Here is a 25,028-nt window from a genome sequence, read left to right as displayed (position 1 = left end):
GTCTATTCAACGAGGCGGTATTGTAGCGGCAAACCGGGTTCGCCCCTATCGCCGCGCGCACACTTCCGTTAAAAAAAAACCGGGCCATCGCCCGACAGGAACACGATGACACAACAGGACAACACTCTGAGCCCTCCCGCCGCCTGGCGGGAGCGGCTGGACGGCTACGCCTGGACCCGGCAGAACGACGGCGACTCCAATGCCGCGGTGTTCCGGCTGCAGGCGCCGGGCCAGCCCGCGCTATTCGCCAAAACCGAGGCGGCCGGGCCGCTGGCGGAGCTGGACGGCGAGATCGCCCGGCTGCGCTGGCTGGCCGACAACGGCCTGCCCTGCGCGCAAGTGCTGGACGCGACGCGCTGCGCCGGCCGCGACTGGGCGCTGCTGAGCGCGGTGCCGGGCAAGAATCTGCTGGATTGCGGACTGGAACCGGAGGCGACGGTGCGCATCATGGCCGACGCGCTGCTGTGCCTGCACCGCCTACCCGTCGCCGGCTGCCCCTTCGACCATCGCGCCGACGCGCGCATCGCCGCGGCCCGGCAACGACTGGAGGCCGGCTGCGTCGACGCCGAGGACTTCGACGAAGAACGGCTGGGCCAGACGCCGGCGGCGGTATTCGCGCAATTACTGGCCAGCCGCCCGCAGCACGAGGATCTGGTCCTCACTCACGGCGACGCCTGCCTGCCGAATCTGCTGGCCGAGGACGGCCGCTTCAGCGGCTTCATCGACTGCGGCCGCCTGGGCGTGGCCGACCGCCACCAGGACCTGGCGCTGGCTGCGCGCGACATCGCCACTGAACTCGGCCCGCGCTGGGTCTCGCCCTTCCTGCTGCGTTACGGCATCCAGCCGGACCCGAGTCGCATCGCCTTCTACCAACTGCTGGACGAGTTCTTCTGAAAACCTGTTCAAAGTCTGCCGCGCGTCGGCGGGATGCATGGAAAAGGACATTGAAAGCAGCGACGCCTATACCTGAAAACCGGCCACCGTCTGCCGCAAGCCGCCGGTCACTTCGTCCATGCTCTGGATCCCGCTGGACGCCTGGGTCGCCGCGGTGGCGTTGCCGGCCGCCACCTGGGCGATCTGCTCCACGTGACGGGCGATGTCCTGACTGGCCACGCCCTGCTCCTGCAGCGCATGGGAGATATCGCGCACCACTTGCACCACCTGGCCGGCGCTGCCGCGTATCTGCTGGATCATTTCGCCGCCCTGCTCCGCCAGCGCCAACCCAGTGCGCACCCGCTCCACGGTCTGGCTCATATTGGCGCGCGACTGGTCGGAGCTGAGCTGGATCTCGTCTATCATGCCGGCGATTTCCTCGGTGGCCTGCGCGGTGCGCTCGGACAGCTTGCGCACCTCGTCGGCCACCACCGCGAAGCCGCGCCCGGTCTCGCCGGCGCGCGCCGCCTCGATCGCCGCGTTCAAGGCCAGCAGATTGGTCTGATCGGCGATGTCCTTGATCACCTGCATGATGCTGGAAATGGTGGCGGTCTTGTCCGCCAGCGCGGAAATCGCGCCGGCGGTCAGATCCACGGTGTCGCTGATGCCCTTCATCTCGGCCACGGCCTTGGCGATCACCTCGCCGCCTTGGTCGGACAGGCTGCCGGAGCGCTGCGATACCTCGCGCGCGTCCTGGGCGTATTGGGAAATATGGTTGATGCTGACCGTCAGCTCCTCGATAGACGCCGCCATCGACGTGGCGCTCTCGCTTTGCTGGTGCGAGTTGTCCGCCACCGCCTGCGCGCCGGCCACCACTTCCCCGCTCAAGCGTCCCAGTTCGCCGGCGCTGGCCACGATGTCGGCTATCATCTGCCGCAGCGCCCGCTGCATATGCGCGATATTGGCCATCAGGCTGTCCTCGTCGCCGGCGCTGACCGGCACCGCCGCGTCCAGCCGGCCGCCGGCGATCTGACGCACCACTTCGGCCGCGCGCGCCGGTTCAGCGCCCAACTGCCGCGTCACGCTGCGGAACAACCACCAGCCCAGCCCGCCGCATACCGCGGCGATCAGCAGCACCTGTGCCGCCACGCTCAGCAACTGCCCGCGCAAGGCCGCCCACACATCGTCCATGTACAGGCCGGTGCCCACCACCCAGCCCCAACGCGGACTGGATTGTAGATATGCCAGCTTGGGCTGCGGCTGTTCGGAGCCAGGCTTGTCCCAGACGAACTCGGCGAAGCCGCGGCCGCGCCCATCGCGCAGCGTGCGGTCGAAAGTAGCACCCAGGCTGTTGCCGTCGGAATCCTTCACCGCGTGCATATCCTTGCCTATCAGCTTGGGATTGACGCCGTGCGCGAGCCAGACCAGATCCTTGTTCAGAGTAAAGAAGTACTCCTTGCCGGCGAAACGCAGCCGGGTCAGCGCCAGCAACGCCTGGCGCTGTGCCTCCGCCTCCGGCAGCGCGCCGGCAGCCGCCCGCTCCTCGTAGCTGGCCACCAGGCTGAGCGCGTTCTCCACTTGTCCGCGGATCAGTTCCTGACGATCCGTCATCATCTGTTGGTGCATGCTGCGCAGCACCAGCCCGCCCAATAGGCAAGTCAGCGCAATCACGCTACAAATCAAGAACAGCAGACGCTGCTTCAAGGAAAGACCGGCTGGCATGATGTCTCCAAAAATATCGACGCAAGGACTAGGCAGGCCGCTTCCGCCGCGCGGCGGAATCCGGTTTTGTCTGCCGTGTTTATAAGCAAATAGCAAATAATACACTCGTCATTATCTAGTTGACCATTTTTAATGACATGCGCTTGATTTGGATCAGCCAGTGATGAAGCAAGAATTACTTCGTCATAGAGCTGTTTCAAAGCGTGGATAGTATTTTACAAATGTAATATCAACAAATAAAATATACCGGATGTGATACCAGAAAGCCCCCGATGAAGTTCTTAGCTCCCGCCCCCGTAGCCGCCCTGGCCGCGACACTCATGCTCAGCGCTTGCGCCGGCATGGATGCCGTTGCGCCGCAATCCACGCTACTGCACGCCGCTCCGCCTGCCGAATGGGCGGGCGCGCCCGCCGCCGAGTGGTGGCGGCAATGGCGGGACCCACAACTGGAAGCGCTGATCCGCCAAGCCTTGCGCGACAATCCGGGTCTGCGCGGCGCCGCCGCGCGGCTGCGTCAGGCGCAAGCGCTGAGCGACGTCAGCGCCGCCGCGACGCTGCCCCAGGTCAACGCGCAAGGACAGAGCACACGGCAGCTGCACGCCGAGGACAATCTGGTATCGCCTATCGGCAATGGCAACTACGACTGGCAGACCCGCGCCACGGTCAGCGTCAGCTACGACCTGGACCTGTGGGGGCGTGAGCGCGAAGCGCTGACCGCCTCGCTCAACGATGCCCAGGTGGCGGCGGCCGACGCCAGGATCAGCGCCTTGAACCTGGAAACCGCGATCGTGCGCGGCTATCTGCAATTGGCCGAGCAATACCAGCAAAAAGACTTGGCCGCGGCCGCGCTGCAACAGCAACAGGCGTTGCTGGAGCTCAGCCGGCGCCGCAAGGCCGCCGGGCTGGCGGCGGAACCGGAAGTGGTGCAGCAGCAAGGCCGACTACCGCCCAGCCGCACCCAAGTCGAACAGATAGACGAACGCATCGCCACGCTGGGCAATCAGTTGGCCGCTCTCAGCGGCCAGCCGCCGGAGGCCGCCGGCCGGCTGCGCCGCCCGACGCTGAGCCTGGCACAGCCGCTGAGCTCGCTGGCCACCATTCCGGCCCAGTTGCTGGGCCGGCGCCCGGACCTGAGCGCGCAGCGCTGGCGGGTGGAGGCCGAGGCCGCGCGCATCAAGGTCGCCCGCGCCGCCTTCTACCCCAATATCAATCTGAGCGCCTTCGCCGGCTACCAGGGAATCGGCTTCGCCAATCTGATCTCCCCCGCCACCGCGCTGCGCGGCTTCGCGCCGGCGATCAGCCTGCCTATCTTCGAAGGCGGCCGCCTGCGCGGCCAGCTGCGCGCCCAGACCGCCGCCTACGATCAGGCGGTGGAAAGCTATAACGCCACATTGATCAACGCCTTGAGCGAGACCGCCAGCGCCATCGCCCATGTCCAGTCCACGGTCAAGCAGGCCGAACAGGCCGATCGCGCGCTAGCCGCCGCCAACCGCGAACTGGCGCTGGCGGAGCAAAGCTATCGCGCCGGCCTCAGCGACCAAAGCCCGGTGCGGCAACTGCGGCTGAGCCAACTGTCCGCGCGGCAGAAGCAAGCGCAGGCCCAGGCGCAGCGGCTGGATGGTTACGCCGCGCTGATGGCGGCGCTGGGCGGCGGCATTGAAACCCTGAGCCCAAGCGAAAACGGAGTCAAGCAATGAGTCGTTTCGAAGAAACCAGCAAGCGCCTGCAGCGCGTCAAGGCCAGAATCCCGGAATTCCCGCTGCAACTGCTGACGCTGACACGGCTGAACTACCATGTGCAAAAACGGATACAGGACCTGACCAATGCCGCGCTGCGCAAGCATGGCCTGACCGAAAGCAGCTATCTGGTGCTGGCGGTGCTCTACGGCTCGGAACAGGAAACCATGACGCCGGGCACGCTGGCGGAAACCTGTTCGCAGAAACCGGCCAATATGACCCGTATCTGCAACGATCTGGAGAAGCAGGGCCTGATCCGCCGCGGCAGCCTCAGCGACGATCGCCGCGCGGTGACGGTGACGCTCAACGACGCCGGACGCGAATGCATACGCCGGCTGCTGCCCGATGTCTGGGGCAATCTGCGCAATACCTTCGACGGCTTCAGCGCCGAGGAGATGCAGCAGCAGGAGCAGTACTACCTGCGCCAGCTCAGCAATCTGAACCGGGCGGAGCCTAGCGATGAACACAGCTAGCCTCGCCGCCTGGCATCGGCTGCTGGGCCAGGCGCTGCGCGGCGCCAGCCGTGATTGGCTGCGGCTGGAGGGCGAGCGCTGGATCTTTGTCCTCAAGACGCTGCTGGCCGGCTTCGCCGCGCTGTGGCTGGCCTTCCGCCTGGGTTTCGACTCGCCGGGCACCGCGCTGCTCACCGTGCTCATCGTCAGCTCGCCGCAAAGCGGCCTGGTGCTGGAGAAAGGATTTTACCGGCTGCTCGGCACGCTGGCCGGCTGCGCGGCGGCCTTGATCCTGGTCGGCATGCTGGCCTCGCAGCCGGTCTTGCTGCTGGCGGCGCTGTCGCTATGGATAGGACTGTGCGCCGGCTGCGCCACCCTGTACCGCAACTCGCGCTCCTACGGTTTCGTGCTGGCCGGCTACACCGCCTGCATCATCGCGTTGCCGGCGATAGATCGCCCGCTGGCGGTGTTCGACCTGGCGGTGACCCGGGCCTCGGAAATCTCGCTGGGCCTGATCTGCAGCGCGGTGGTCTACGACATCGTGTTTCCGCGCTACCAGGCCGAACAGGTGGTCAGCAATGTGCGCGGCCGCTATCTGCGCTTCATCCTGCTGTGCCAGGACGCGCTGGCGCAGAAGCTGCACGCCCGCGACATGGAACAGGCCCAGCTCAAGTTCGCCGCCGACATCGCCGCGCTGGAAGCCGGCCGCGCCACCGCCTTCTTCGAGGCCGGCAATGTGCGTTCGCGCAGTAATCAGCTACACGCCTTCAACGCCACCTTCATGGCCGCGCTGACCACCTTCCACACCCTGCACCGGCAAATGGAGCGGCTGCGCCGCGATGCGGATTCGCCCTTGCCCGGCCTGCTGCTGCCGCTGTTCGCCGAGGTGGCCGCCGTGCTCAGCGACGCCGACGGCCCGGCGCGCAACGCCGCCGAGGCGCAGGACACCGTGGTCCAGCTGGGCCGGCTGCGCGCTGGCTGGCCGCGCCGCATCGACGCCGCGCGCGAAAAGCTGCCTGGCGGCGAACAGGCGGAACACTGGCGCATAGACTTCGACACCGCCACCGAACTGCTGACCCGCTTCATCGAGGAAATGCACGCCTTCGTCGGCGTCTACCACGGCTTCGCCAGCAAGACGCCGCAGCAGATCAGCGCGCTGGCCGCCTATGTGCCGGGCACGCCGCTGCCGGTGGCCATAGCCGGCGGCGTGCGCGCGGCGCTGACGCTGGGCACCCTGTCCATCGCCTGGTATTGGCTGGCCTGGCCCAGCGCGCTGGAAGCGGTGCTGTTGGCCACGGTGCTCTGCGGCCTGGCCGCCTCCTCGCCGCGGCCGGTGCTGATGGTCAAGCAATTCCTGACCGGCTTCGCGCTGGGCACGCCGCTGGCCTATATCAGCCTGTTCTGGCTGCTGAGCCAGGGCAATGGCTTCCCGATGCTGGTGCTGGGCCTGCTGCCCTTTCTGGCGCTGGGCAGTTATCTGAAATGCCTGCCCAAATACGCCGGCATCGGCGCCGGCATGACCATCGTGCTGGCCAATGCGATCAATCCGCAGAACCAGATGAATTACGACATCGTCGCCTTCCTCAACAACAGCATCTCCCGCATCCTGGGGCTGGCGCTGGCGGCGGCTTTCTTTCAGCTGGTGCTGCCCGAACACACCATGGGCTCGCCGCGCCACATCGCGGCGGCGCTGTGGCGCGAGGCGCGCCGCGCCTGCGACGCCAAGCTGCCGCACCTGAAGCAGCGTTACGAGAACCGCATCCGCGACCTGCTCAATCTGCTGAACACGCTGAGCCCGGCCCAGGCCGAGTTGAAACAGACCATTACCGCCCAGGCCATCACCCTGCTGGAACTGGGCCTGGCGGTGATCAATCTGCGCACCCTGACCGCGGAATCGCCATCGCCGCAGTTGCGCGCCGATCTGGAGCACACGGTGGCGCAGCTGGCGCGCTATTTCGCCGCGCCGTCGCCGGAGCGACTGCAGCAGGCCATCGCCACCATGCGCGCGGCCGGACCGGTGTTGCGCGTCCACCTGGCGCTGGCCGACGCCGACCGCGCCACGCGGATTCAGCGCGCGCTGGCCGATCTGCACCTGATCCATACCTCATTGCTGGACGTGGCCGAACAAGCCGCGGAAGGAAACGACCATGACTCGTGAAATCGCCGTGTTCGGCATCCTGATCCCCACCCTGCTGCCCTTGTTCCTGTTCAGCCTGCTGTGCCAGGCCGGGCTGGACTGGCTGCTGGGCCGGGCCGGACTCTACCGCCGGGTCTGGCACCCGGCCTTGTTCCGCCTCAGCCTGCTGATCTGCGTGTTCAGCAGCCTGGCCTTGCTGCTTTATTGAGTGCGCCTCCGGCCCACCCTGAAATACCAAACCGGATAATCAATATGCGAATAAATACCCTCATCCGCTACCTGATCACCTTGCTGCTGCTGGCGCTCGCCATCTGGCTGGGCAAGGCGCTATGGGATCATTACATGCACTCGCCATGGACCCGCGACGGCCGCGTGCGCGCCGACGTGATCACCCTGTCCGCCGACGTCGCCGGCCTGGTCACCCAGGTGGCGGTCAAGGACAACCAGCCGGTGCGCAAGGGCGATGTGCTCTTCGTGGTGGACCGCGCCCGCTACGCCGCGGCGCTGACCCAGGCCGAGGCCGCGCTGGCCGGCCAGCGCACCGAGAAGAATCGTCGTGGCCAGGAGGCCGCGCGCCGCAACGGTCTGGATAGCGCGGTGGTCTCGGCGGAAAACCGCGAAACCGCAGCCTACGCCGCCGCCGCCGCCGGTTCCCAATACCAGGCGGCGCTGGCCGCGCGCGATCTGGCCCAACTCAATCTGGAACGCACCGTGGTGCGCGCGCCGGTGGATGGCTTCGTCACTAATCTCAATGTCCACGTCGGCGACTTCGCCGCCGTCGGGGCCCCCAAGCTGGCGCTGATAGACCGCAATTCCTATCGCGTGGAAGGCTATTTCGAGGAAACCAAGCTGCCGCTGCTCAAACCCGGCGCCAAGGTGGACATCACCCTGCTCAGCGGCGGTCCCACGCTGCGCGGCCACGTCGCCAGCATCGCCCGCGGCATCACCGACCGCGACGCCGGCACCGGCCGCGAACTGCTGGCCGACGTCAATCCCACTTTCAACTGGGTGCGCCTGGCGCAGCGAGTGCCGGTGCGCATCGAGCTGGACGCCTTGCCGGCCGGACAGCTGCTGGTGGCGGGCACCACCTGCACCGTGGTGGTGCGCTAGCTCGGTGACAAGCATGACAAAAGGGGCCGTTGGCCCCTTTTGTCATTTCCTACTGAGCCGCTGTTACAGCCGCCGCGCGCGGAAGGTATCGCACTGCGCCATGTCGCCGCTGTCGAAGCCGCGGCGGAACCAGCGCACGCGCTGCTCGCCGCTGCCGTGGGTAAAGGAATCCGGCACTACTTCATGCCCGGCCGAGCGCTGCAAGGCATCGTCGCCAATCTTGGTCGCCGCGTTCATCGCCTGCTCCAAGTCGCCCTGCTCCAGGATTTGCCGCGCCTGATCGGCATGATGCCCCCATACCCCGGCCAGACAGTCCGCCTGCAACTCCAGCCGCACCGACAAGGCATTGGCCCGGCTCTCGCCGCTGCGCGCCATTTCCTCGTCCACCTTGGCGGAAATGCCGAGCTGATGCTGGACATGATGCCCTACCTCGTGCGCGATCACATAAGCCTGGGCGAACTCGCCCGGCGCGCCCAACTCCCGGCCCAGGGTATGGAAGAAGGACAGGTCGATATAGATTTTCTCGTCGCCGGGACAGTAGAACGGACCGATGGCCGCGTCGCCGCGACCGCAGGCCGTCGGTGTCGCCGCTGTGAACATCACCAGCTTGGGTGGCTGGTAACGCTGACCTTGCGCCTGGAACAAGGGCCGCCACACGTCCTCAGTATCCGCCAGCATCACGCGGATGAACTTGGCGTCGCGGTCGTCCGGCGCACTCGCTCTGGCCGGGGCCTGCTGCTCGGCCACCGGCTCCATTTCACTGAGCAGATTGATCACCGTCAGCGGGTTGACATCGAACACCAACCAGGCCACCAGGCCGATCAAGACCGCGCCGACGCCGAACGCCCCGCCACCCCCGCCGCCGCTTTCGCCACGGCGATCTTCCACATTATCGCTTTCCCGGTTCCCATCCCAACGCATGCACGGCCTCCAAAACTCAATCCATACCGTCCCATGCCTCGCCGCGGCGGCAAGACCATGAGCATGAAAAAGCCTGACATGGTACGCGCTCGCATTGACATCGCCTAGCCGGACCCCGCCGCCGGTCGCAAAAAAAGGGGCTATCACCCCTTTTTCTCCATCCGGCCGCGCTGCCCGCTACAGCGGCCAGCCGCGCAGCAGCAGCCACATCGCCGCCAGCGCGAACGCCGCGGCGAGCAGGTCGTCCACCATCACGCCGAAGCCGCCGCCGACGCGGCGATCCAGCCAGCGTATCGGCCAGGGCTTGAGAATGTCGAACAGGCGGAACAGCGCAAAAGCCAACAGCCAGCCCAGCGGCGTGGCCGGCGTAAACGCCAGCACCAACAGCATGGCGACGATCTCGTCCCAGACAATGCCACCGTAGTCGTGCACGCCCAGCGCCTTGCCGGTGTAGCCGCAGATCCAGACACCTGCGACGAACAAGGGCAGACACAGCACGGCCAAAGCCAGGCCTTGCACTCCCAGCGCGTTCAGCACAAAGAACAAGGGATAAGCGGCCAGCGTGCCCCAAGTGCCCGGCGCCTTGCGCGCCAGGCCGCTGCCGAAGCCAAAGGCCAGGAAATGGGCCGGATGGCTGAGCACGAAACGCCAGTCCGGCTGCAGTTTCAGCGTTTCCCGCTCAGTTGAAGTGGTCATAGCCGATGCTCCCCAGTTTGATGATGGTGCCGGCGCCGTCCAGCAGGCTGACGCCCTGACCCGCGACAACGCGGCCGATGCGGCTGAGACGGCAACCGGCCGTTGCGGCGCAGGCCTCGATCTGCGTCCGGCGCTCGGCCGGCGCGGTGAACACCAGTTCGTAATCGTCGCCGCCGGCGGCCAGGCAATCCAGCCATTGCCCGCGCGCCGCCTCCGCCTGTGGATGCGAGGGCAGCGCATCGGCCCAGACTTCCGCCGCCACATGCGAGGCGGCGGCGATGTGCCACAGGTCCGACAACAAGCCGTCCGACACGTCGGCGGCGGCATGCGCCAGCGGCAACAACGCCTGGCCCAGCGCAATGCGCGGCTCCGGATATTCCAGCTTGCGCCAGGCCGCTTCGCGCAGGCCGTCCGGCAAGGGCTCGATCTTGCCCAGCCGGCTGCGCACCGCCATCGCCCCCAGGCCCAGTTCGCCGCTGACCCAGATATCGTCGCCCGGCCGCGCGGCCGCGCGGCGCAAAGCCTGGCCGCGCGGCGTCTCGCCGCCGACGGTGACCGACAGCGTCAACGGGCCGCGCGTGGTGTCGCCGCCGACCACGTCCACGCCGTAGCGCTCGGCCAGTTCGAAAAAACCTTGGGCGAAGCCGGCGATCCAGGCCTCGTCCGCCGCCGGCAGCGCCAGCGACAGCACCACCCAGCGCGGAGCGGCGCCCATGGCCGCCATGTCGGACAAGTTCACCGCCAGCGTCTTGTGGCCCAAGGCCCGCGGCGCGACGTCGGCGAAGAAATGCCGGCCTTGCACCAGCATGTCCACCGACACATGCAGATCGCAGTCCGCCGCCGGCCGCAGGATGGCGGCGTCGTCGCCCACGCCCAACACCGCGCGCTGCGCCGGGCGGGTGAAATAACGGCGGATCAGTTCAAATTCATTCATTGCGGTCTTTCTGCGCGTCCGATGCAAAAACACCCGCTGCCGCGGGTGTGTTTTAACCAGATAGCGCGTCTGCTGCGCTGCCTCAGTTCTGGCGACGGGCCTTCTGCGACGCCACTTCGTCGGTGCGCACTTCGGCAGCCAGCTTGTCCAGCACGCCGTTGACGAATTTATGGCCGTCGGTGCCGCCGAAGGTCTTGGTGATCTCGATGGCTTCATTGATGATCACCGGATACGGGGTTTCCGGATGCTGGGTCAGTTCCAGCGCGGCCATCAGCAGCACCGCGCGCTCCACCGGGCTGACTTCGTCCTCGGCGCGTTCGTAATAGTGGCCGATCTGCTTGGACAGCGCGCCCACGTCCTTCAGCACGCCGTACAGGATTTCGCGGAACAAGGCTTCATCGGCCTTGGCGAAGTATTCGTTCTCTCGCAGATGCTTTTCGATCAGGGAGGCCGGACGATCCGGGTTCAGCTCCCACTCATAAATGCCCTGAATGGCAAATTCGCGAGCGCGGCGGCGGGCGGTTTTCATAGCGGTGTTCCTTGTAAAGAGCGGTGAGCCGGGCAAGCCCGGCTCCGGTATCTTGGCGGGAGCCGATCAGCCGCGCAAAATGCGCTTGCGCAGATTCGCCATCTCCACCGCGACGCGGGCGGCGTCGCCGCCCTTCTCCAGCATGCGCACTTCGGCCTGCTCGTCGGTTTCGGTGGTCAGAATCGCGTTGGCGATCGGGATGTCGAAGTCCAGGCCGACCCGGGTCACGCCCGCGCCGGATTCATTCGACACCAGTTCGAAATGGTAGGTTTCGCCGCGGATCACCGCTCCCAGCGCCACCAAGGCGTCGAAGCGGCCGCTCTTGGCCATGGTCTGCAATACCAGCGGCGCTTCCAGCGCGCCCGGCACCGTGGCCAGGGTCACGTCTTGAGCGTCCACGCCCAGCCGGGCCAGCTCGCCCAGGCAGGCGTCGCGCAGGCCTTCGCAAACCGGGGTGTTGAAACGCGCCATCACAATACCGATTTTCAGGCCCTTGCCCGTCAGATCGGGTTCTATACGCTGGATAGCTTGAAGCATCTTGTTCCTCGCGGCGGAATCACTACGGAAAACCGGAGATTGTACCTTAATCCCCGGGGCTTAGCCATGGCGCGGCCGGTCATTCCACGTCGACGTGGAAGGCGCCCGGCTGGCAGAAGCCGGTGACTTCCAGGTCGAAACCGGTCATGGATGGCAGGCTGACCGGCGAGGTCATCAGCTTCATCTTGCCGACGCCCAGCGCCTTGAGCATTTGCGCGCCGATGCCGAAGGTCTTGCTGTCCCAGCGCTGCTTCTGTTGCTCCAGGCCCAGCGCGCGCTGCGCCAGCGCCTCGCCGGTTTCGTCGCGATACAGCAGCACCACCACGCCGTGGCCGGCCTCCTCTATCATTTCCAGCGCATTGGGCACGGTCCAGGAATGCTGGCTGCACAAGGGCGCCAGCACGTCGATCACCGACAAGGGCTCATGCACCCGCACCAGGGTTTCGCGCTGCGCCTGGATCTCGCCCTTGACCAGGGCCAGATGGGTGGCGCCGGTGGTGATGTCGCGGAACACATGCAGCGCGAAGGAGCCGAACGGGGTTTCCACCGGGCGCTGGCCCACTTTTTCCACCAGCGACTCGGTACGGCTGCGGTATTGGATCAGATCGGCGATGGTGCCCACTTTCAGATCGTGCTCGCGCGCGAATGCCTGCAGCTCCGGCAGGCGCGCCATGGTGCCATCGTCGTTCATGATCTCGCAGATCACACCGGCCGGCTCCAGTCCGGCCAGCATCGCCAGGTCGCAACCGGCCTCGGTATGGCCGGCGCGGATCAGCACACCGCCCTTTTGCGCCTTCAGCGGGAAGATGTGACCCGGCTGCACCAGGTCCGCCGGCTTGGCCAGCCGCGCCACCGCGGCTTGCACGGTGCGGGCGCGATCCGCCGCGGAAATGCCGGTGGTCACACCGGTGGCGGCTTCGATGGAGACGGTGAAGTTGGTGCTGTACGGGGTGCCGTTATTGCTGACCATCAGCGGCAGGTTCAACTGCTGGCAGCGCTCTTCGGTCAGCGTCAGGCAGATCAGCCCGCGGCCGTGCTTGGCCATGAAGTTGATCGCCTCCGGGGTGACGAACTCCGCCGCCATCACCAGATCGCCTTCGTTCTCGCGGTCCTCGGCGTCCACCAGCACCACCATCTTGCCGGCCTTGATGTCGGCGATAATGTCCTGAATCGGGGAAATAGCCATTCCATTTTCCTTCGTAAGCACTTGTTTTTAGCGCGGGCCGGCGCCCGCGGTGAATTCGCTATCAGCCTGGCAACAGGTCCAGGCTGACATAATCTCCATGGCGATGGATGCCGCCGTCGCGCAGGCTCAGCGGCCGCGCGAACAAGGGTCCGGCCGTCGCCAGGGAATGAAACTCGCCGGCTTCGGCGCAGGGGTCCAATCCCGCCGCCAGCATCCGCTCCACCACTTCGTGGCTCAACTCGCAGCCCAGCCATTGCGCGTCCGCCAGCCGGGTGTTCACCACCACGATGCGGGCGCTGAAGCCGGCATCGATGAATTCTCGCACCAATTGGGCGCGCGGCTGCTGCCACAAGGGCAGCCAGGCTTGCACGCCGGCGGCGGCGCAGACTTTTTCCTCCCACTCGCGGTGGGCGTCCAGGTCGATGTCGCCGAACACCACGGCCTCGCAGCCGTCGGCGCGCGCCTCGCCAAGCCGGGCGATGAACTCGGCTTCATAGCCGTCCCAGCTCGCGCGTCCCACGCGCAAGGGCAGGCCCAGGGCCGCCGCCTGCAAAGCCAGCACTTCCGGCCGCACGCCGTGCGAACGCGAGCGCTGGCCGTGTTCGTCCATCATGGTCAGCAAACCCTGCGTGCTGGCGCCGGCGCTCACCGCGCGCCACAGCGCCAGACAGGAATCCTTGCCGCCGCTCCAGGAGGCCAGCACGCGCCGGCCGGCCATGCTCACGCCGCGGTCCCGCGCTGGGCCAGCACCCGTTCCACCGTTTCCACGATGGCCTGGGTCTGCGGATCGACTTCAATATTGATCAGATCGCCCACCTTGCGCGACTTGATGATGGTGCGCTCCAGCGTTTCCGGAATCAGGTGCACGCAGAAACGGTTGTCCGCCACCTCGCCTATGGTCAGGCTGATGCCGTCTATACCGATATAGCCCTTGGTGAACACGAATTTGCCGTATTCGGACGGCAGCTCGAACCAGACGCTGCGATTATCGGGCTGGTCGATGACCTTGAGCACCTTGGCCAGGCAGATGATGTGGCCGGACATCGCGTGGCCGCCGATTTCGTCGCCGAAACGCGCGGCGCGCTCGATATTGACGCGGTCGCCCACTTGCAGCAGGCCCAGATTGGTGACGCGCAGGGTTTCGCGCATCAGGTCGAAGGAAACTTGATCGCCATTGATGGCGGTGACGGTGAGGCAGCAGCCGTTATGAGCCACCGAGGCGCCCAGCTCCAGGCCGGGCAGCAAGGCCGCCGGCAGGCGCAGCGTATGAGTACGGAAGTCCTGCTTCTCCGTGATGGCGACCACTTCCGCCATGCCTTGGACAATACCGGTGAACACGAAGACGCTCCTTTGCTAGGGATTCGGAGCGCCATTGTAACGCAAGGAGGGGCGCGCGGCCCCTCCTGGTCTCAAATCGGACTCAAGCCTTTCCCAGCAATCAGAAGCGCCAGGACACGCTGGTGCGTATCGCCCGCCCCATGCCCTCGGCACCCTCGGTCAGGTAGGGGATGTATTGGGTGTTGAACAGATTGTCCACCGCCAGCCGCGCCTCCAGGCCCTTGAGCCGGCCCTGCGGCTGCCAGCCCAGGAACAGGCCATACAGCGAGTAGCCATGCTGCGCCGGATAAGCGAAGGCATTATCGTGCAACACCCGGTCCTGCTTGCGCACGAACTTGCCCTGCCCGCTCAAGGACAGACCGAGCTTGTTCCAGCGATAACCCAGATTCACCATCGCCTTGCGCGGCGGGATATTGGTGATCGGCTCATCCTTGCCCCACGGATCCAGCAGGCTGTGATTGCGATCCCCCTTGGTGGAAGACAAGGACAGGCTGCCGAACCAGCCGCCGACCTGATAACGCCCCTCCAATTCGAAGCCCTGGATCACGTAGCCGGGCATGTTGCGGTAAAGACCCGCCCCTGGCGGCAGCGGCCAGCCCGGCCCGTCGCCACGGTTTTTCCCCAAGCGCTGAGCGATATCGCTCTTGACGATTTGGCGATACCAGGTCAGCGCCGCCGACAGATTGTCTCCAGGCCTCAGCACATTGCCGCGCTCGTATTCCAGGCCCAGCTTGAACGCATTCAGCGTTTCCGGCCGTAGTTGGCGGCTGCTGGCGGTGGTGCTACCCAAAGTCTGGGTATCGTAGACCTCGTCCACGCCCGGCGCGCGCCAGGTGCGACTGTAAGCGGTGTCCAGCGCCCAGCCGGGACGGAAATTCCAGCGCGCGCCCAGCCGCGGCGACCAGCCGGAATAGGCCAGACCGCTGTAGTCATGCCCCTTGGCCGGGTCGTTATACGCGGAAGCCAGGTTTTCCCGCCCTTGTATCCACACATGGTCGTAACGCAGCGAAGGCGTCAGCGTCAGGCCGGCCAGCGGCTGCCATTGATGCACCCAGTAGGCGGAACGCACGGTTTCCTCGCCCGGAGGCTGGTACCGCGGGTTCAGATAGCCGTAGTTATAGGCGGGGTCCTTGCGCTTGTCCGGGCGGTAGAACAGCGCGTCCAGCGTCTTGTGCGCCCAGCTGACGCCCACGGTGACTTCCTGGCTCGCCCAGCCGGAACCGAAGCGGGCGGTGTTGCGCAACTCCAGGCGCCGATCACGCTGAGTCACCCAGCTTTCATTGCCAAATTGCGAGGAAAAGGCATAGATGCTCGCCGTCGGAGGACGGGTGTCGTGCTGATAGCGGCGCGACTGGGCATAGCTCAATTGCAAGTCCAACCACGGCGAATCGCCGGCAAAGCTCCAGTCCGCGCTCACCGTTTCGTTTTCCTGCTCGCGCCAGACGGATTTGCGCAGCCACGCGCCTTCAAAACCGTATTGCTTGATTTCGCTCTCGCTCGGCGCCGGGATATCGCCGCGCTTGGCCGCCCACGGCGTGCGCCGCTCCTCCTCCTGGCGCGTCCAGCCCAGGCGCAGTCGATGGCCCGCCACCGGACGCCAGGCCAGCTTCAACATACCGCCCTCCAGGTCGTTGCCGGAGAACATCATGCTTGAGCCATCGCCCAGCTTGCCGTTACCGGCGCGCGAACGGGTCATATAGGCCAGGATGTCGGCCTTGCTGCCCGGTCCGCCGGCATAGGCGGCCAGCGACTGACCGAACTGATTGCCGTTGTCCTGATACATCAGCTTGGCGAAACCGCCCACCGACTTGCCCGGCTGCAACAGCTCCGCCACGGTCTTGGTTTCCGCCTTGACCACGGCGCCGAACGCGCCATTGCCGTAGAACGGCGAATGCCCGCCCTTCAGCACCTCCACCGAGCCCAGCAACTCCGGATCGATGAAGGAGCTACCCTGCTGGTATTTGTCGAAGCCTTGCGGCGCGCCATCCAGCATCACCTGCACATGCTCCACCGACTCGAAGCCCCAGACATTGATGGTCTGACCGCCGGGCCGCTGCGAGCCGCCGGCATTGACGCCGGGCAATGCGTCCAGCACCTCGGCCAGGGAGCGAGCCTGCGGCCGCTCGATCTCCTCGCGGTTCAGCTTATTGCTGCCCACCCGCGCCGGCGGCGCGTCGGCGCTGACGTGCACCGTGTCCAGCCTTCCGGCGGCCTCCTCCGCCCAGGCGGCGGGCGCGGCCAGGCAGGCCAGGCTCAAGACCAGGATCTTGGGACGGAAACGCGGCGGATGTTGAACGAGGGAAATGGGCTTGAGGCAAGGCAGAGAAAAGCGAGAGCAAGGCATCACGGTTTTGTTTTATTAATGATAATCATTCTCAATATTAACATAAAACTTCCACCTTAAGGCAAGTCCGGTAAAATACCCGGCTTTATTGAATTCCCAACACGCATCCACATGTCCGCCGAACTCGCCAACATCGCCGAAGAAGTGTCGCACCGCCGCACCTTCGCCATCATCTCCCACCCCGACGCCGGTAAAACCACGCTGACCGAGAAGCTGCTGCTGTTCTCCGGCGCGATTCAGATGGCCGGCACCGTCAAGGGCAAGAAAGGCGGCAAGTTCGCCACCTCAGACTGGATGGAAATCGAGAAGCAGCGCGGCATCTCGGTGGCGTCCTCGGTGATGCAGTTCGAATACCGCGAGCACACCGTCAACCTGCTGGACACCCCCGGCCACCAGGACTTCTCCGAAGACACCTACCGCGTGCTGACCGCGGTGGACAGCGCGCTGATGGTGATAGACGCCGCCAAGGGCGTGGAAGAACAGACCATCAAGCTGTTGAACGTCTGCCGGCTGCGCGACACTCCCATCGTCACCTTCATGAACAAGTACGACCGCGAAGTGCGCGACAGCCTGGAACTGCTGGACGAAGTGGAGAATGTACTGAAGATACGCTGCGCGCCGATCACCTGGCCCATCGGCATGGGCAAGGCCTTCCGCGGCGTCTACAGCCTGCTGAACGACGAGGTGATCCTGTTCGAGCCGGGCGCGGAAAAGCTGATCACCGATGTGGAAGTGATAAAGGGCATAGACAATCCGCGTCTGGATCAACTGTTCCCGCTGGAAATGGAACAGCTGCGCATGGAGATCGAACTGGTCAAGGGCGCGTCCAATGAGTGGAACCTGGAGCAATTCCTGGCCGGCGAACTGACCCCGGTGTTCTTCGGTTCCGCCATCAACAACTTCGGCGTGCGCGAGATCCTGGACGCGCTGATCAACTGGGCGCCGGCGCCGCAGTTGCGCGACGCCACCGTGCGCGCGGTCGCGCCCACCGAGAGCAAGTTTTCCGGCTTCGTGTTCAAGATCCAGGCCAATATGGACCCCAAGCACCGCGACCGCATCGCCTTCCTGCGCGTGTGTTCCGGCAAGTTCGAGCGCGGCATGAAGATGAAGCACCTGCGCCTGAACCGCGACATCGCCGCCTCCAGCGTGGTGACCTTCATGTCGCATGACCGCGAGATCGTGGAAGAAGCGTTCGCCGGCGACATCATCGGCATCCCCAACCACGGCAATATCCAGATCGGCGACAGCTTTTCCGAGGGCGAGGAACTGACCTTCACCGGCATTCCCTTCTTCGCGCCGGAACTGTTCCGCGGCGTGCGCATCAAAAACCCCTTGAAGCTGAAGCAGTTGCAAAAGGGCTTGCAGCAGTTGGGCGAGGAAGGCGCGGTGCAAGTGTTCAAGCCGCATAGCGGCGGCGACCTGATCCTGGGCGCGGTGGGCGTGCTGCAGTTCGAAGTGGTGGCCTCGCGCCTGGCCGCAGAATACGGCGTCGACGCGATGTTCGAATCCGCCAGCATCTGGTCGGCGCGCTGGTTCAGCTGCGACGACCGCAAGAAGCTGGACGAATTCGTCAAGGCGCTGCAAATCAACATCGCCACCGATGCCGGCGGCAACCTCGCCTACCTGGCGCCCAACCGCGTCAATCTGCAACTGACCCAGGAACGCTGGCCGGACATCGTGTTCCACGAAACCAGGGAGCACGCGGTCAAACTCAACGACTGACACTGAAACCGCACCATGGAGCCCAAGGCCACCTTGTTCGACTTGATCAACTATCTACGCGACAACTACTCGCACGAGATCGCGCGCTCGCTGATCCTGGTCGCCACCCTGCTGATCATCCGCCTGGTGGTGGACCGGCTGCTGGCGGCCAATAGCAGCATCGCGATCGAGTCCAAGCGGCGCTGGTCGGTCAACACCCGCAATGTGCTGTTCGTCTCCGGCCTGGCCGGCATCGGCCTGATCTGGGCCAGCGAGCTGCAAACCATCGCGGTGTCGATGCTGGCCTTCGCCGCCGCGCTGATCCTGGCCACCAAGGAGCTGATCATGTGCCTGTCCGGCGGCCTGGTGCGCCAGACCTCCAACAGCTACAGCCTGGGCGATCACATCGAGGTGGGCACGGTGCGCGGCCGAGTGGTGGACATCGGCCTGCTGTCCACCACGGTGATGGAAATCGGCCCCAATCACAGCTCGCACCAGATGACCGGGCGGGCGCTGACCTTTCCCAACAGCCTGCTGCTGTCCACGCCGGTGATACGCGAAAACTATATGGGCGATTACGTGATGCACATCGTCAACGTGCCGATGGCCTACACCGTATCGCCCATCCGCGCCGAGCGGCTGCTGATGACGGCGGCGCTGGAATCCTGCCAGCCGCATCTGGAAGTGGCGCGCCAGCACATGGAAGACATGGCCAAGCGCAATCTGGTGGACATTCCGTCGGTGGAACCGCGCATCGCGCTGCAGCCGGTGGACGAAAAACGCTATCAGTTGATCTTGCGCATCGCGATTCCGGCGCGGGACCGGCATCGTATCGAACAGACCATTCTGCACAGCTTCCTGGCGCAGTGCTTCCCGGAACAGGATAGCGCCGCCCTAGCCTGAAGCGACGGGCGTTTCATACCCAAAAAATTAGAGCAAGAACTCCAAGTATGCGTTAGAATGGCGAATCGCGAATGTCATTGAGCAGTCCAAGCGCATCATGAGCAAAAACCGAATCAAAACCTACGACCGCATCATCCAGGAGAGCCTCAAGCTGTTCAACGAACAGGGCGAGCGCAGCATCACCACCAATCACATCGCCGCCCACCTGGGCATCAGCCCCGGCAATCTGTACTACCACTTCCGCAACAAGGAAGAGATCGTCTACCAGATCTTCCTGATGTACCGCGAGTTCATCAATCAGCGCCTGGCGGTGCCGGAAAACCGCGAAATGACGGTGGACGACCTGGTCAACTATCTGGACACCGCCTTCCTGGCGATGTGGCAGTTCCGCTTCATGTTCTATGACCTGCCGGGCATGCTGGCGCGCAATCCGCAGATGCAGTCGGAGTACCACCAATTCGTCAATACCGAGCTGAAGAACATCCTGGCCGAGCACTTCCGCGAATTCATCCGTCTGGGTCTGCTGCAGATGGATGAAGAGGACATCGAGCCGGTCAGCATCAATATCTGGCTGGTGGTGAAGTTCTGGTTCGCCTTCGAGCAGACCGCGCGCCCGAAAGCGCCGATCACCGAGGAATCCGGCCATCGCGGCGTGCTGCAAGTGCTGGCCCTGCTCAAACCCTATGTGCAGGACGAATACATGGGCGCCTTCCGCGCGCTGTGCGAACGCCACAAGGTTTGAGCGCTAGGCGCAGAAAAAAGCAAAGCCGCGTGTCCGCGGCTTTTTTCATGCATCGACGCGTCGAAGCAGATTACAGGCTGCGCCCCAAGGCTTGCGCCAAGGGCCGCAACTCCGCCATCAGCGCGGCCAGCCCGGCCGGCGTCAAGGCCTGGTCCGCCTCGCACAAAGCGGCCTCCGGCTGCGGATGCATGTCCAGCAGCAAGCCGTCGGCGCCAGCCGCCAGCGCCGCCTTGGCCAAGGCAGGCACCAGCCAGGCCTTGCCGGCGGCATGGCTGGGATCGACGATCACCGGCAAATGGGTCTCGCGCTTGAGCAAGGGAATCGCGCTCACGTCCAGCGTGGCGCGGTAGGCTGGTTCAAAGCTGCGGATGCCGCGCTCGCAGAACACGATGTTGTGGTTGCCGCCGGCGGCGATGTACTCGGCCGCCATCAGCCAGTCTCCCAAGGTCGCGGCGACGCCGCGCTTGAGGATGACCGGCTTGTTCAAGCGCCCCACCTCCTTCAGCAGCTCGACATTCTGCATGCTGCGCGAACCGATCTGGATCACGTCCACGCCCTGCTCCAGGAACACATCCAGCATGCGCACATCGGCCAGTTCGGACACCACCGGCAGGCCTTCGGCGCGACCGGCGGCGATCAATTGCTCGATGCCTTCGACCCCCAGGCCCTGAAAGCCATAGGGACTGGGATGCTGCTTGAACACCCCGCCATGCAGCAGGCGGCAACCGGCTTCGCGCGCGGCCCGGGCGGCGGCAGCGACCTGGGCGCCGGACTCCACCGCCGACGGGCCGGCGATCACCTGCCAGGCCGGGCCACCGAAGGCCAGGCCGCGCACCTGCACCACGCTGTCCTGCGGATGGGTTTCCCGCGACACGATGCGGTATTCGCGCACCACCCGCATCGCCCGCTCCACGCCGGGCATGGATTCGAACATCTCCGGCGACAGGCTGCGCTCATCGCCCACCGCGCCGATGATGGTGCGCTCCGCGCCGCGCGATACATGCTCGCTGAGACCCGCGGCGCGAATCTTGTCCACCACCGCCGTCACTTCGCTTTCCGGCGCCAGCCGGTTCATGATGATGATCATCCGCTATCCTGTTCAAAGTCCTTCATCGCCGTCCGCGCCAGCGCCGAGCCAAGCGCCGGCCTATGCGCGACCAGAATGACGAGCGTTGCGCGCCACGCCGGAAAAAACCGGCAAGCGCATGCGCCAGCCGCCACGGCGCCGAAGCATGCAAGCGTTCGAAAATACGCCCGCGCCAGTAAACGAAACCATTATACAGCCGCACAAACCAGGCCACCCGCATCAACGCCGGCCGGGTCAGCGTGAACAGCCGCGCCGCCAGTGCGGTGCCACCCAGCTTGGCCAGCAGGATGATCAGCAAGCCCAGCAGCGCGTGGCCGCGCCCGATCAGGAATAGCGCCGCCAGCTTCACCGGCAGCAACAAGGCGGCCGGCAGCGCGAACATCGCCAACGCGGCCCATGGCGGCAAATTGGCGATGCGCCGCTCCAGCGCCGCCAACGGCGGCCAGGCGGCCAACCGCCCCAAGGCCGCGGACAGCTCGTCCCACGCGTATTCCTCGAACAGGATGATCAAGGCCGCCAGCAAGGCCAGCGGCCAGGTCAGCGCCCGTTTCAATCGACGCCAGCCCTGCGCCGCCGCTTCTCTCGTCATCTCGGCTTCAACGTCGGCTCAGGCCTTGGCCAGGTCCAGCCATTTGGCCACCTCTTGCGGCTGGTAAGCGCGCATCTGCGCCAGCAGCGTGGGCAGGTCTTCGCTGATGCGGAACAAATCCATATTGCCGGGACGGGCGAAGCCCTCGGCCACCGCGTGCTCCATCATCCGGTGCAAGGGCTGGTAATAGCCGGCCGCGTCCAGCAGGCCCACCGGCTTGCCATGCAAGGACAGTTGGCCCCAGGTCAGGATCTCGAACAATTCGTCGAAAGTGCCGAAACCGCCCGGCAAGGCGACGAAGCCGTCGGACAGCTCGGCCATCAACGCCTTGCGCTGATGCATGGTTTCGGTGACATGGATTTCCGTCAGCCCGGTATGGGCCACTTCCTTGGCCTTGAGAAATTCCGGGATCACGCCGATGACCTTGCCGCCGGCCGCCAACGCCGCATCCGCCGCCACGCCCATCAGACCGACTTTGCCAGCGCCGTAAACCAGGGTGATGCCCTGCTCAGCCAGCGTGCGGCCAAACTCGCGCGCGGCCGCTTCGTACTCCGGCTTGGCGCCCTTGTTGGAACCGCAAAACAGACAGATCGCTTTCATTCTTGTTTCCCCAAAAAATCAGTTTCAAAAACACAGCGGGCCGCTGCGCGGCCCGCCTGAACCTCATTCCTCGCTACCCACCATGCTCGCCTGACGGTGCGCAGAGACCATCAACAGTGCTCAGAGCCTGCTCAAAGTCTCGCGAGCAGGTTCTCAGAACGTGTTTACGATCTCGCGAGCCAGAGCGAGACAAGGCGAAAACCGCTGAGAAAGCGGAATGTACACGCGGTACATGAGCATTTCGAAACGGTACTCACCGTGTCACGTTTCACGACGCGCAGCAGATCGTAAACAGGTTCTCAGAGCACCGCCTGCGGATAGGACCCCAGCACCTTGACGAAGGACGTGCACTCGGCCAAGCCGGCCAGCGCCTGCCGCACATTGGCGTCGTCGCGATGCCCTTCCATATCGATGAAGAACACGTAGTCCCACAGCCCGGCGCGCGACGGCCGCGATTCGAACTTGCTCATCGACACCCCGTTGCCGGCGATGGGCGCCAGCAAGTGGTGCACCGCCCCCGGCCGGTTCGGCGCCGACACCACCACCGAGGTCCGGTCCTGGCCGGTGGCGCCCACATCCTGCAAGCCCAGCACCAGGAAACGGGTGGTGTTGTTCGGCTCGTCCTCGATATTGGACGCCAGCTTCAGCAAGGCGTAGCGCTCGGCCGCGGCCTGGCCGGCGATCGCCGCCGCGCCCTCGTCCTCGGCCGCCAGTCGCGCCGCCTCGGCATTGCTGGCCACTGACACCCGCTCCACCGCTTCCGGCAAATTCTTGTTCAGCCATTCGTGGCACTGCGCCAGCGCCTGCGCATGCGCGTACACGCGGCGGATGCCGTCCATGCCTTCGGTTTTGCGCAGTAGATGGTGATGAATGCGCAGCACCACTTCGCCGCAGATCTTCAAGGGGCTGGTCACCATCAGATCCAGCGTGCGGCCCACCGCGCCTTCGGTGGAGTTTTCCACCGGCGCCACCACGTAATCCAGGCCGCGCGACTCCACCAGGCGGAAGGCCTCGTCTATCGAGCTACAGGCCACGGTGCGCGCGGCATGGCCGAAGTGCTTGAGCGTGGCCAGCTGGCTGAACGTGCCTTCCGGCCCCAGGTAGGCGATGGACAATGGTTTTTCCAGCGCCAGGCATTCGGACATCACCTCGCGGAACAGGCGCGCCACCGATTCGCCCGGCAGCGGACCCGGATTCAGCTCCTTGACGCGGCGCAGCACCTGCGCCTCGCGCTCGGGCCGATAGATGATGCCTCCGCCCTTGATCTCGCCGATCTCGCGCGCGTGACTGGCGCGCTGATTCAGCAGATTGAGGATTTCGACATCGATATTGTCGATGGCGTCGCGATGCTGTTTAAGTAGATGTTCCGACACGGCTTCCAGTCTTTCTCTATTGCACACATCCGGTGGAGGCGCGCGCGCCCGGACTCGGGCGCTCGGTTCTCGAAACGTCCAGTTTCCGCGAGATGCGCAGCGCTCGCAAGCCTTTGCCGCGAGAAAACCCGCTCCGGCTCAAACCAAGCCTTCCGCGATCAGCCAAAACAGGTCCACACCCGGTTGGCCAGGTCGACGACGAAATCGGCGCGCAAATACATGCCGGTCAGCACCGCCAGCAGCGCCGCCGCGCCAGCGGCGAGCAGCACCGACTTCACGCGCCCTCCTTGGCGAAGCTGGCCGACGGCGTTTCCCGCACCGGCAGATTGGCGGCCGCGGCCAGCAGGCCCAGCGCTATCGCCAGCAGCCATACCAGATCGTAATTGCCGCGCAGATCATAGATCACGCCGCCCAGCCACACGCCGAGAAAGCTGCCCAGCTGATGCGAGAAAAACACCGCGCCGGACAACATGCCCAGATGGCGCACGCCAAACATGCCGGCGATCACGCCATTGGTCAGCGGCACCGTGGACAGCCACAAAAAGCCCATCGCCGCGGCGAATACCGTCACCGACGCGCCGCTGAGCGGCAACAACAGGAAGATGGCGATCACCACGCTGCGCGCCAGGTAGATGAAGCTGAGCAGGCCGGGCTTGGACCAGCGGCTGCCCAGCTCGCCGAACGCCATGGTGCCGAAGATATTGAACAGACCGATCAGCGCCAGCGCCAGGCTGGCGGTATGGCCGCCCAGTCCATGGTCGCGCAGATAGGCCGGCAGGTGCACGCCGATGAACACCACCTGGAAACCGCAGACGAAATAACCGGCCATCAGCAGGCGGAAGCCACGCTCGCTCCAGGCGGTGGCGAATGTGGCCGCCATGCCGCGCAGCAGATGCGTGGCCGCGGCCGGCGGCGCCTGCCGGTCCTCGCGCGCCAGCCAGCGAGACAAGGGCAGCATCAAGGCCGCGCAGCCGGCCAGGATCAGCAGCGCCGGCAGCCAGCCCAGGCCATCGATCAGCCCCTGTTCCACCGGAATCATCGCGAACTGGCCGAAGGAACCGGCCGCCGCGACGATGCCCATCGCGCGCGAACGGTAGGCCGGCGGCACATTGCGCGCCACCACGCCGAAAATCACGCTATAGGTGACACAGGACAAGGCCAGGCCGAGCAGCAGGCCGGCGGACAGCGAAAACAGCAGCGGCGTGCCGGACACCGTCATCAGGCCCAGGCCGGCGACGTATAGCAGCGCGCCGCCCAGCAACACCTTGCCGGAGCCGTGCCTATCCGCCAGCGCGCCGGCGAATGGCTGGGCCAGGCCCCACACCAGGTTCTGCAAGCCCAGCGCCAGCGCGAAGGCCTCGCGGCTCCAGCCGAAGGCCTGGGTCATCGGCGGCATGAAAAAACCGAAGCCATGGCGTATGCCCATGGCCAGCGACACGATCAGGCCGCCAGCCAGCAGCAGGCGTTTGATGGAATCGTTCATTGACTGTCTCCATGCGAAACCACAGCGGCGAGGCA

At 65.3% G+C, this 25,028-nt stretch carries 24 protein-coding genes; 9 read left to right on the top strand and 15 right to left on the bottom strand.

The features are described from left to right. Positions 1–105 precede the first annotated feature (105 nt). Entirely contained in the window at positions 106–894 is a 789-nt protein-coding gene (locus VI26_RS20020) for an APH(3')-II family aminoglycoside O-phosphotransferase (protein ID WP_048411529.1), read from the top strand. Between the two features lie 66 nt (positions 895–960). On the opposite strand, the gene VI26_RS20015 is transcribed toward VI26_RS20020, so the two are convergent. Next, on the bottom strand, positions 961–2,595 hold the full coding sequence (locus tag VI26_RS20015) for a methyl-accepting chemotaxis protein (protein WP_048411528.1): 1,635 nt from the start codon (positions 2,593–2,595) through the stop codon (positions 961–963). 272 nt (positions 2,596–2,867) lie between these two features. Between VI26_RS20015 and VI26_RS20010 the strand changes: the two genes are divergently transcribed. Genes VI26_RS20010 through VI26_RS19990 form a run of 5 tightly spaced genes read left to right on the top strand, consistent with a single transcriptional unit; the run spans position 2,868 to position 8,030 of the window. Next, entirely contained in the window at positions 2,868–4,292 is a 1,425-nt protein-coding gene (locus VI26_RS20010; protein WP_048411527.1) for an efflux transporter outer membrane subunit, read from the top strand. Beyond that, positions 4,289–4,804 carry a MarR family winged helix-turn-helix transcriptional regulator gene (locus VI26_RS20005; RefSeq protein WP_048411526.1) on the top strand — a complete coding sequence of 172 codons (516 nt, stop codon included), beginning with the start codon at positions 4,289–4,291 and terminating at the stop codon, positions 4,802–4,804. The genes VI26_RS20010 and VI26_RS20005 overlap by 4 nt, the downstream gene beginning before the upstream one ends. Then, positions 4,791–6,941, top strand: coding sequence for an FUSC family protein (locus VI26_RS20000; protein WP_053074547.1), 2,151 nt, complete (start codon positions 4,791–4,793; stop codon positions 6,939–6,941). Before VI26_RS20005 ends, VI26_RS20000 begins: the two co-directional genes overlap by 14 nt. After that, on the top strand, positions 6,931–7,128 hold the full coding sequence (locus VI26_RS19995) for a DUF1656 domain-containing protein (protein ID WP_048411525.1): 198 nt from the start codon (positions 6,931–6,933) through the stop codon (positions 7,126–7,128). Before VI26_RS20000 ends, VI26_RS19995 begins: the two co-directional genes overlap by 11 nt. A gap of 44 nt (positions 7,129–7,172) precedes the next feature. Then, on the top strand, positions 7,173–8,030 hold the full coding sequence (locus VI26_RS19990) for an efflux RND transporter periplasmic adaptor subunit (RefSeq protein WP_048411524.1): 858 nt from the start codon (positions 7,173–7,175) through the stop codon (positions 8,028–8,030). A gap of 63 nt (positions 8,031–8,093) precedes the next feature. On the opposite strand, the gene VI26_RS19985 is transcribed toward VI26_RS19990, so the two are convergent. From VI26_RS19985 to VI26_RS19945, 9 genes are all read right to left on the bottom strand, one after another. After that, positions 8,094–8,951: a neutral zinc metallopeptidase gene (locus VI26_RS19985; protein ID WP_048411523.1), complete on the bottom strand. Its 858-nt coding sequence runs from the start codon at positions 8,949–8,951 to the stop codon at positions 8,094–8,096. A gap of 177 nt (positions 8,952–9,128) precedes the next feature. Then, positions 9,129–9,647, bottom strand: a complete 519-nt coding sequence (locus tag VI26_RS19980) for a phosphatidylglycerophosphatase A (protein ID WP_048411522.1) — start codon at positions 9,645–9,647, stop codon at positions 9,129–9,131. After that, complete coding sequence (thiL, locus tag VI26_RS19975; RefSeq protein ID WP_048411521.1) at positions 9,631–10,581, bottom strand: thiamine-phosphate kinase; 951 nt, start codon at positions 10,579–10,581, stop codon at positions 9,631–9,633. Before thiL ends, VI26_RS19980 begins: the two co-directional genes overlap by 17 nt. Positions 10,582–10,663: 82 nt before the next feature. Beyond that, the gene (gene nusB, locus VI26_RS19970) at positions 10,664–11,110 is read right to left on the bottom strand and encodes a transcription antitermination factor NusB (RefSeq protein WP_048411520.1); all 447 of its coding nucleotides are present in this window, start codon (positions 11,108–11,110) and stop codon (positions 10,664–10,666) included. A 66-nt stretch (positions 11,111–11,176) separates the two neighbouring features. Next, complete coding sequence (gene ribH, locus VI26_RS19965) at positions 11,177–11,647, bottom strand: 6,7-dimethyl-8-ribityllumazine synthase (protein WP_048411519.1); 471 nt, start codon at positions 11,645–11,647, stop codon at positions 11,177–11,179. A 79-nt stretch (positions 11,648–11,726) separates the two neighbouring features. Continuing rightward, positions 11,727–12,833 (bottom strand): bifunctional 3,4-dihydroxy-2-butanone-4-phosphate synthase/GTP cyclohydrolase II, encoded by a 1,107-nt coding sequence (gene ribBA, locus VI26_RS19960; protein ID WP_048411518.1) that lies wholly within the window; start codon positions 12,831–12,833, stop codon positions 11,727–11,729. A 61-nt stretch (positions 12,834–12,894) separates the two neighbouring features. Continuing rightward, positions 12,895–13,551 carry a diphthine--ammonia ligase gene (locus VI26_RS19955; protein ID WP_048411517.1) on the bottom strand — a complete coding sequence of 219 codons (657 nt, stop codon included), beginning with the start codon at positions 13,549–13,551 and terminating at the stop codon, positions 12,895–12,897. 2 nt (positions 13,552–13,553) lie between these two features. After that, the gene (locus VI26_RS19950) at positions 13,554–14,171 is read right to left on the bottom strand and encodes a riboflavin synthase (protein WP_048411516.1); all 618 of its coding nucleotides are present in this window, start codon (positions 14,169–14,171) and stop codon (positions 13,554–13,556) included. A 100-nt stretch (positions 14,172–14,271) separates the two neighbouring features. After that, the gene (locus VI26_RS19945; protein ID WP_082151171.1) at positions 14,272–16,515 is read right to left on the bottom strand and encodes a TonB-dependent receptor domain-containing protein; all 2,244 of its coding nucleotides are present in this window, start codon (positions 16,513–16,515) and stop codon (positions 14,272–14,274) included. Between the two features lie 111 nt (positions 16,516–16,626). Between VI26_RS19945 and VI26_RS19940 the strand changes: the two genes are divergently transcribed. From VI26_RS19940 to VI26_RS19930, 3 genes are all read left to right on the top strand, one after another. Then, the gene (locus VI26_RS19940) at positions 16,627–18,237 is read left to right on the top strand and encodes a peptide chain release factor 3 (protein WP_048411515.1); all 1,611 of its coding nucleotides are present in this window, start codon (positions 16,627–16,629) and stop codon (positions 18,235–18,237) included. Positions 18,238–18,252: 15 nt separating this feature from the next. After that, positions 18,253–19,119 carry a mechanosensitive ion channel domain-containing protein gene (locus VI26_RS19935; protein ID WP_053074545.1) on the top strand — a complete coding sequence of 289 codons (867 nt, stop codon included), beginning with the start codon at positions 18,253–18,255 and terminating at the stop codon, positions 19,117–19,119. A 97-nt stretch (positions 19,120–19,216) separates the two neighbouring features. Then, on the top strand, positions 19,217–19,861 hold the full coding sequence (locus tag VI26_RS19930) for a TetR/AcrR family transcriptional regulator (protein ID WP_048411514.1): 645 nt from the start codon (positions 19,217–19,219) through the stop codon (positions 19,859–19,861). A 70-nt stretch (positions 19,862–19,931) separates the two neighbouring features. On the opposite strand, the gene aroF is transcribed toward VI26_RS19930, so the two are convergent. From aroF to VI26_RS19905, 5 genes are all read right to left on the bottom strand, one after another. Next, positions 19,932–20,948: a 3-deoxy-7-phosphoheptulonate synthase gene (gene aroF / locus VI26_RS19925; protein ID WP_048411513.1), complete on the bottom strand. Its 1,017-nt coding sequence runs from the start codon at positions 20,946–20,948 to the stop codon at positions 19,932–19,934. A 22-nt stretch (positions 20,949–20,970) separates the two neighbouring features. After that, positions 20,971–21,537: a hypothetical protein gene (locus VI26_RS19920; protein WP_048411512.1), complete on the bottom strand. Its 567-nt coding sequence runs from the start codon at positions 21,535–21,537 to the stop codon at positions 20,971–20,973. 18 nt (positions 21,538–21,555) lie between these two features. Continuing rightward, positions 21,556–22,137, bottom strand: coding sequence for a TIGR00730 family Rossman fold protein (locus tag VI26_RS19915; RefSeq protein WP_048411511.1), 582 nt, complete (start codon positions 22,135–22,137; stop codon positions 21,556–21,558). A 299-nt stretch (positions 22,138–22,436) separates the two neighbouring features. Beyond that, a complete protein-coding gene (pheA, locus tag VI26_RS19910) occupies positions 22,437–23,510 on the bottom strand; it encodes a prephenate dehydratase (protein WP_048411510.1) in 1,074 nt (357 codons plus the stop codon). 274 nt (positions 23,511–23,784) lie between these two features. After that, a complete protein-coding gene (locus VI26_RS19905) occupies positions 23,785–24,993 on the bottom strand; it encodes an MFS transporter (RefSeq protein WP_048411509.1) in 1,209 nt (402 codons plus the stop codon). Between the last annotated feature and the right edge of the window lie 35 nt (positions 24,994–25,028).

The sequence above is a fragment of the Chromobacterium sp. LK1 genome (genome assembly GCF_001043555.1).
Classification (GTDB): domain Bacteria; phylum Pseudomonadota; class Gammaproteobacteria; order Burkholderiales; family Chromobacteriaceae; genus Chromobacterium; species Chromobacterium aquaticum.
The sequence above is the reverse complement of the archived record's forward strand: the minus strand, read 5'-3'. Positions and strand labels throughout refer to the sequence as shown.

What these genes read in the sequence shown, in the direction of transcription:
- VI26_RS20020 (WP_048411529.1), top strand. Translation starts at nt 106, where the DNA reads ATGACACAACAGGACAACACTCTGAGCCCTCCCGCCGCCTGGCGGGAG.
- VI26_RS20015 (WP_048411528.1), bottom strand. Translation starts at nt 2,595, where the DNA reads ATGCCAGCCGGTCTTTCCTTGAAGCAGCGTCTGCTGTTCTTGATTTGT.
- VI26_RS20010 (WP_048411527.1), top strand. Translation starts at nt 2,868, where the DNA reads ATGAAGTTCTTAGCTCCCGCCCCCGTAGCCGCCCTGGCCGCGACACTC.
- VI26_RS20005 (WP_048411526.1), top strand. Translation starts at nt 4,289, where the DNA reads ATGAGTCGTTTCGAAGAAACCAGCAAGCGCCTGCAGCGCGTCAAGGCC.
- VI26_RS20000 (WP_053074547.1), top strand. Translation starts at nt 4,791, where the DNA reads ATGAACACAGCTAGCCTCGCCGCCTGGCATCGGCTGCTGGGCCAGGCG.
- VI26_RS19995 (WP_048411525.1), top strand. Translation starts at nt 6,931, where the DNA reads ATGACTCGTGAAATCGCCGTGTTCGGCATCCTGATCCCCACCCTGCTG.
- VI26_RS19990 (WP_048411524.1), top strand. Translation starts at nt 7,173, where the DNA reads ATGCGAATAAATACCCTCATCCGCTACCTGATCACCTTGCTGCTGCTG.
- VI26_RS19985 (WP_048411523.1), bottom strand. Translation starts at nt 8,951, where the DNA reads ATGCGTTGGGATGGGAACCGGGAAAGCGATAATGTGGAAGATCGCCGT.
- VI26_RS19980 (WP_048411522.1), bottom strand. Translation starts at nt 9,647, where the DNA reads ATGACCACTTCAACTGAGCGGGAAACGCTGAAACTGCAGCCGGACTGG.
- thiL (WP_048411521.1), bottom strand. Translation starts at nt 10,581, where the DNA reads ATGAATGAATTTGAACTGATCCGCCGTTATTTCACCCGCCCGGCGCAG.
- nusB (WP_048411520.1), bottom strand. Translation starts at nt 11,110, where the DNA reads ATGAAAACCGCCCGCCGCCGCGCTCGCGAATTTGCCATTCAGGGCATT.
- ribH (WP_048411519.1), bottom strand. Translation starts at nt 11,647, where the DNA reads ATGCTTCAAGCTATCCAGCGTATAGAACCCGATCTGACGGGCAAGGGC.
- ribBA (WP_048411518.1), bottom strand. Translation starts at nt 12,833, where the DNA reads ATGGCTATTTCCCCGATTCAGGACATTATCGCCGACATCAAGGCCGGC.
- VI26_RS19955 (WP_048411517.1), bottom strand. Translation starts at nt 13,551, where the DNA reads ATGGCCGGCCGGCGCGTGCTGGCCTCCTGGAGCGGCGGCAAGGATTCC.
- VI26_RS19945 (WP_082151171.1), bottom strand. Translation starts at nt 16,515, where the DNA reads ATGCCTTGCTCTCGCTTTTCTCTGCCTTGCCTCAAGCCCATTTCCCTC.
- VI26_RS19940 (WP_048411515.1), top strand. Translation starts at nt 16,627, where the DNA reads ATGTCCGCCGAACTCGCCAACATCGCCGAAGAAGTGTCGCACCGCCGC.
- VI26_RS19935 (WP_053074545.1), top strand. Translation starts at nt 18,253, where the DNA reads ATGGAGCCCAAGGCCACCTTGTTCGACTTGATCAACTATCTACGCGAC.
- VI26_RS19930 (WP_048411514.1), top strand. Translation starts at nt 19,217, where the DNA reads ATGAGCAAAAACCGAATCAAAACCTACGACCGCATCATCCAGGAGAGC.
- aroF (WP_048411513.1), bottom strand. Translation starts at nt 20,948, where the DNA reads ATGATCATCATCATGAACCGGCTGGCGCCGGAAAGCGAAGTGACGGCG.
- VI26_RS19920 (WP_048411512.1), bottom strand. Translation starts at nt 21,537, where the DNA reads ATGACGAGAGAAGCGGCGGCGCAGGGCTGGCGTCGATTGAAACGGGCG.
- VI26_RS19915 (WP_048411511.1), bottom strand. Translation starts at nt 22,137, where the DNA reads ATGAAAGCGATCTGTCTGTTTTGCGGTTCCAACAAGGGCGCCAAGCCG.
- VI26_RS19905 (WP_048411509.1), bottom strand. Translation starts at nt 24,993, where the DNA reads ATGAACGATTCCATCAAACGCCTGCTGCTGGCTGGCGGCCTGATCGTG.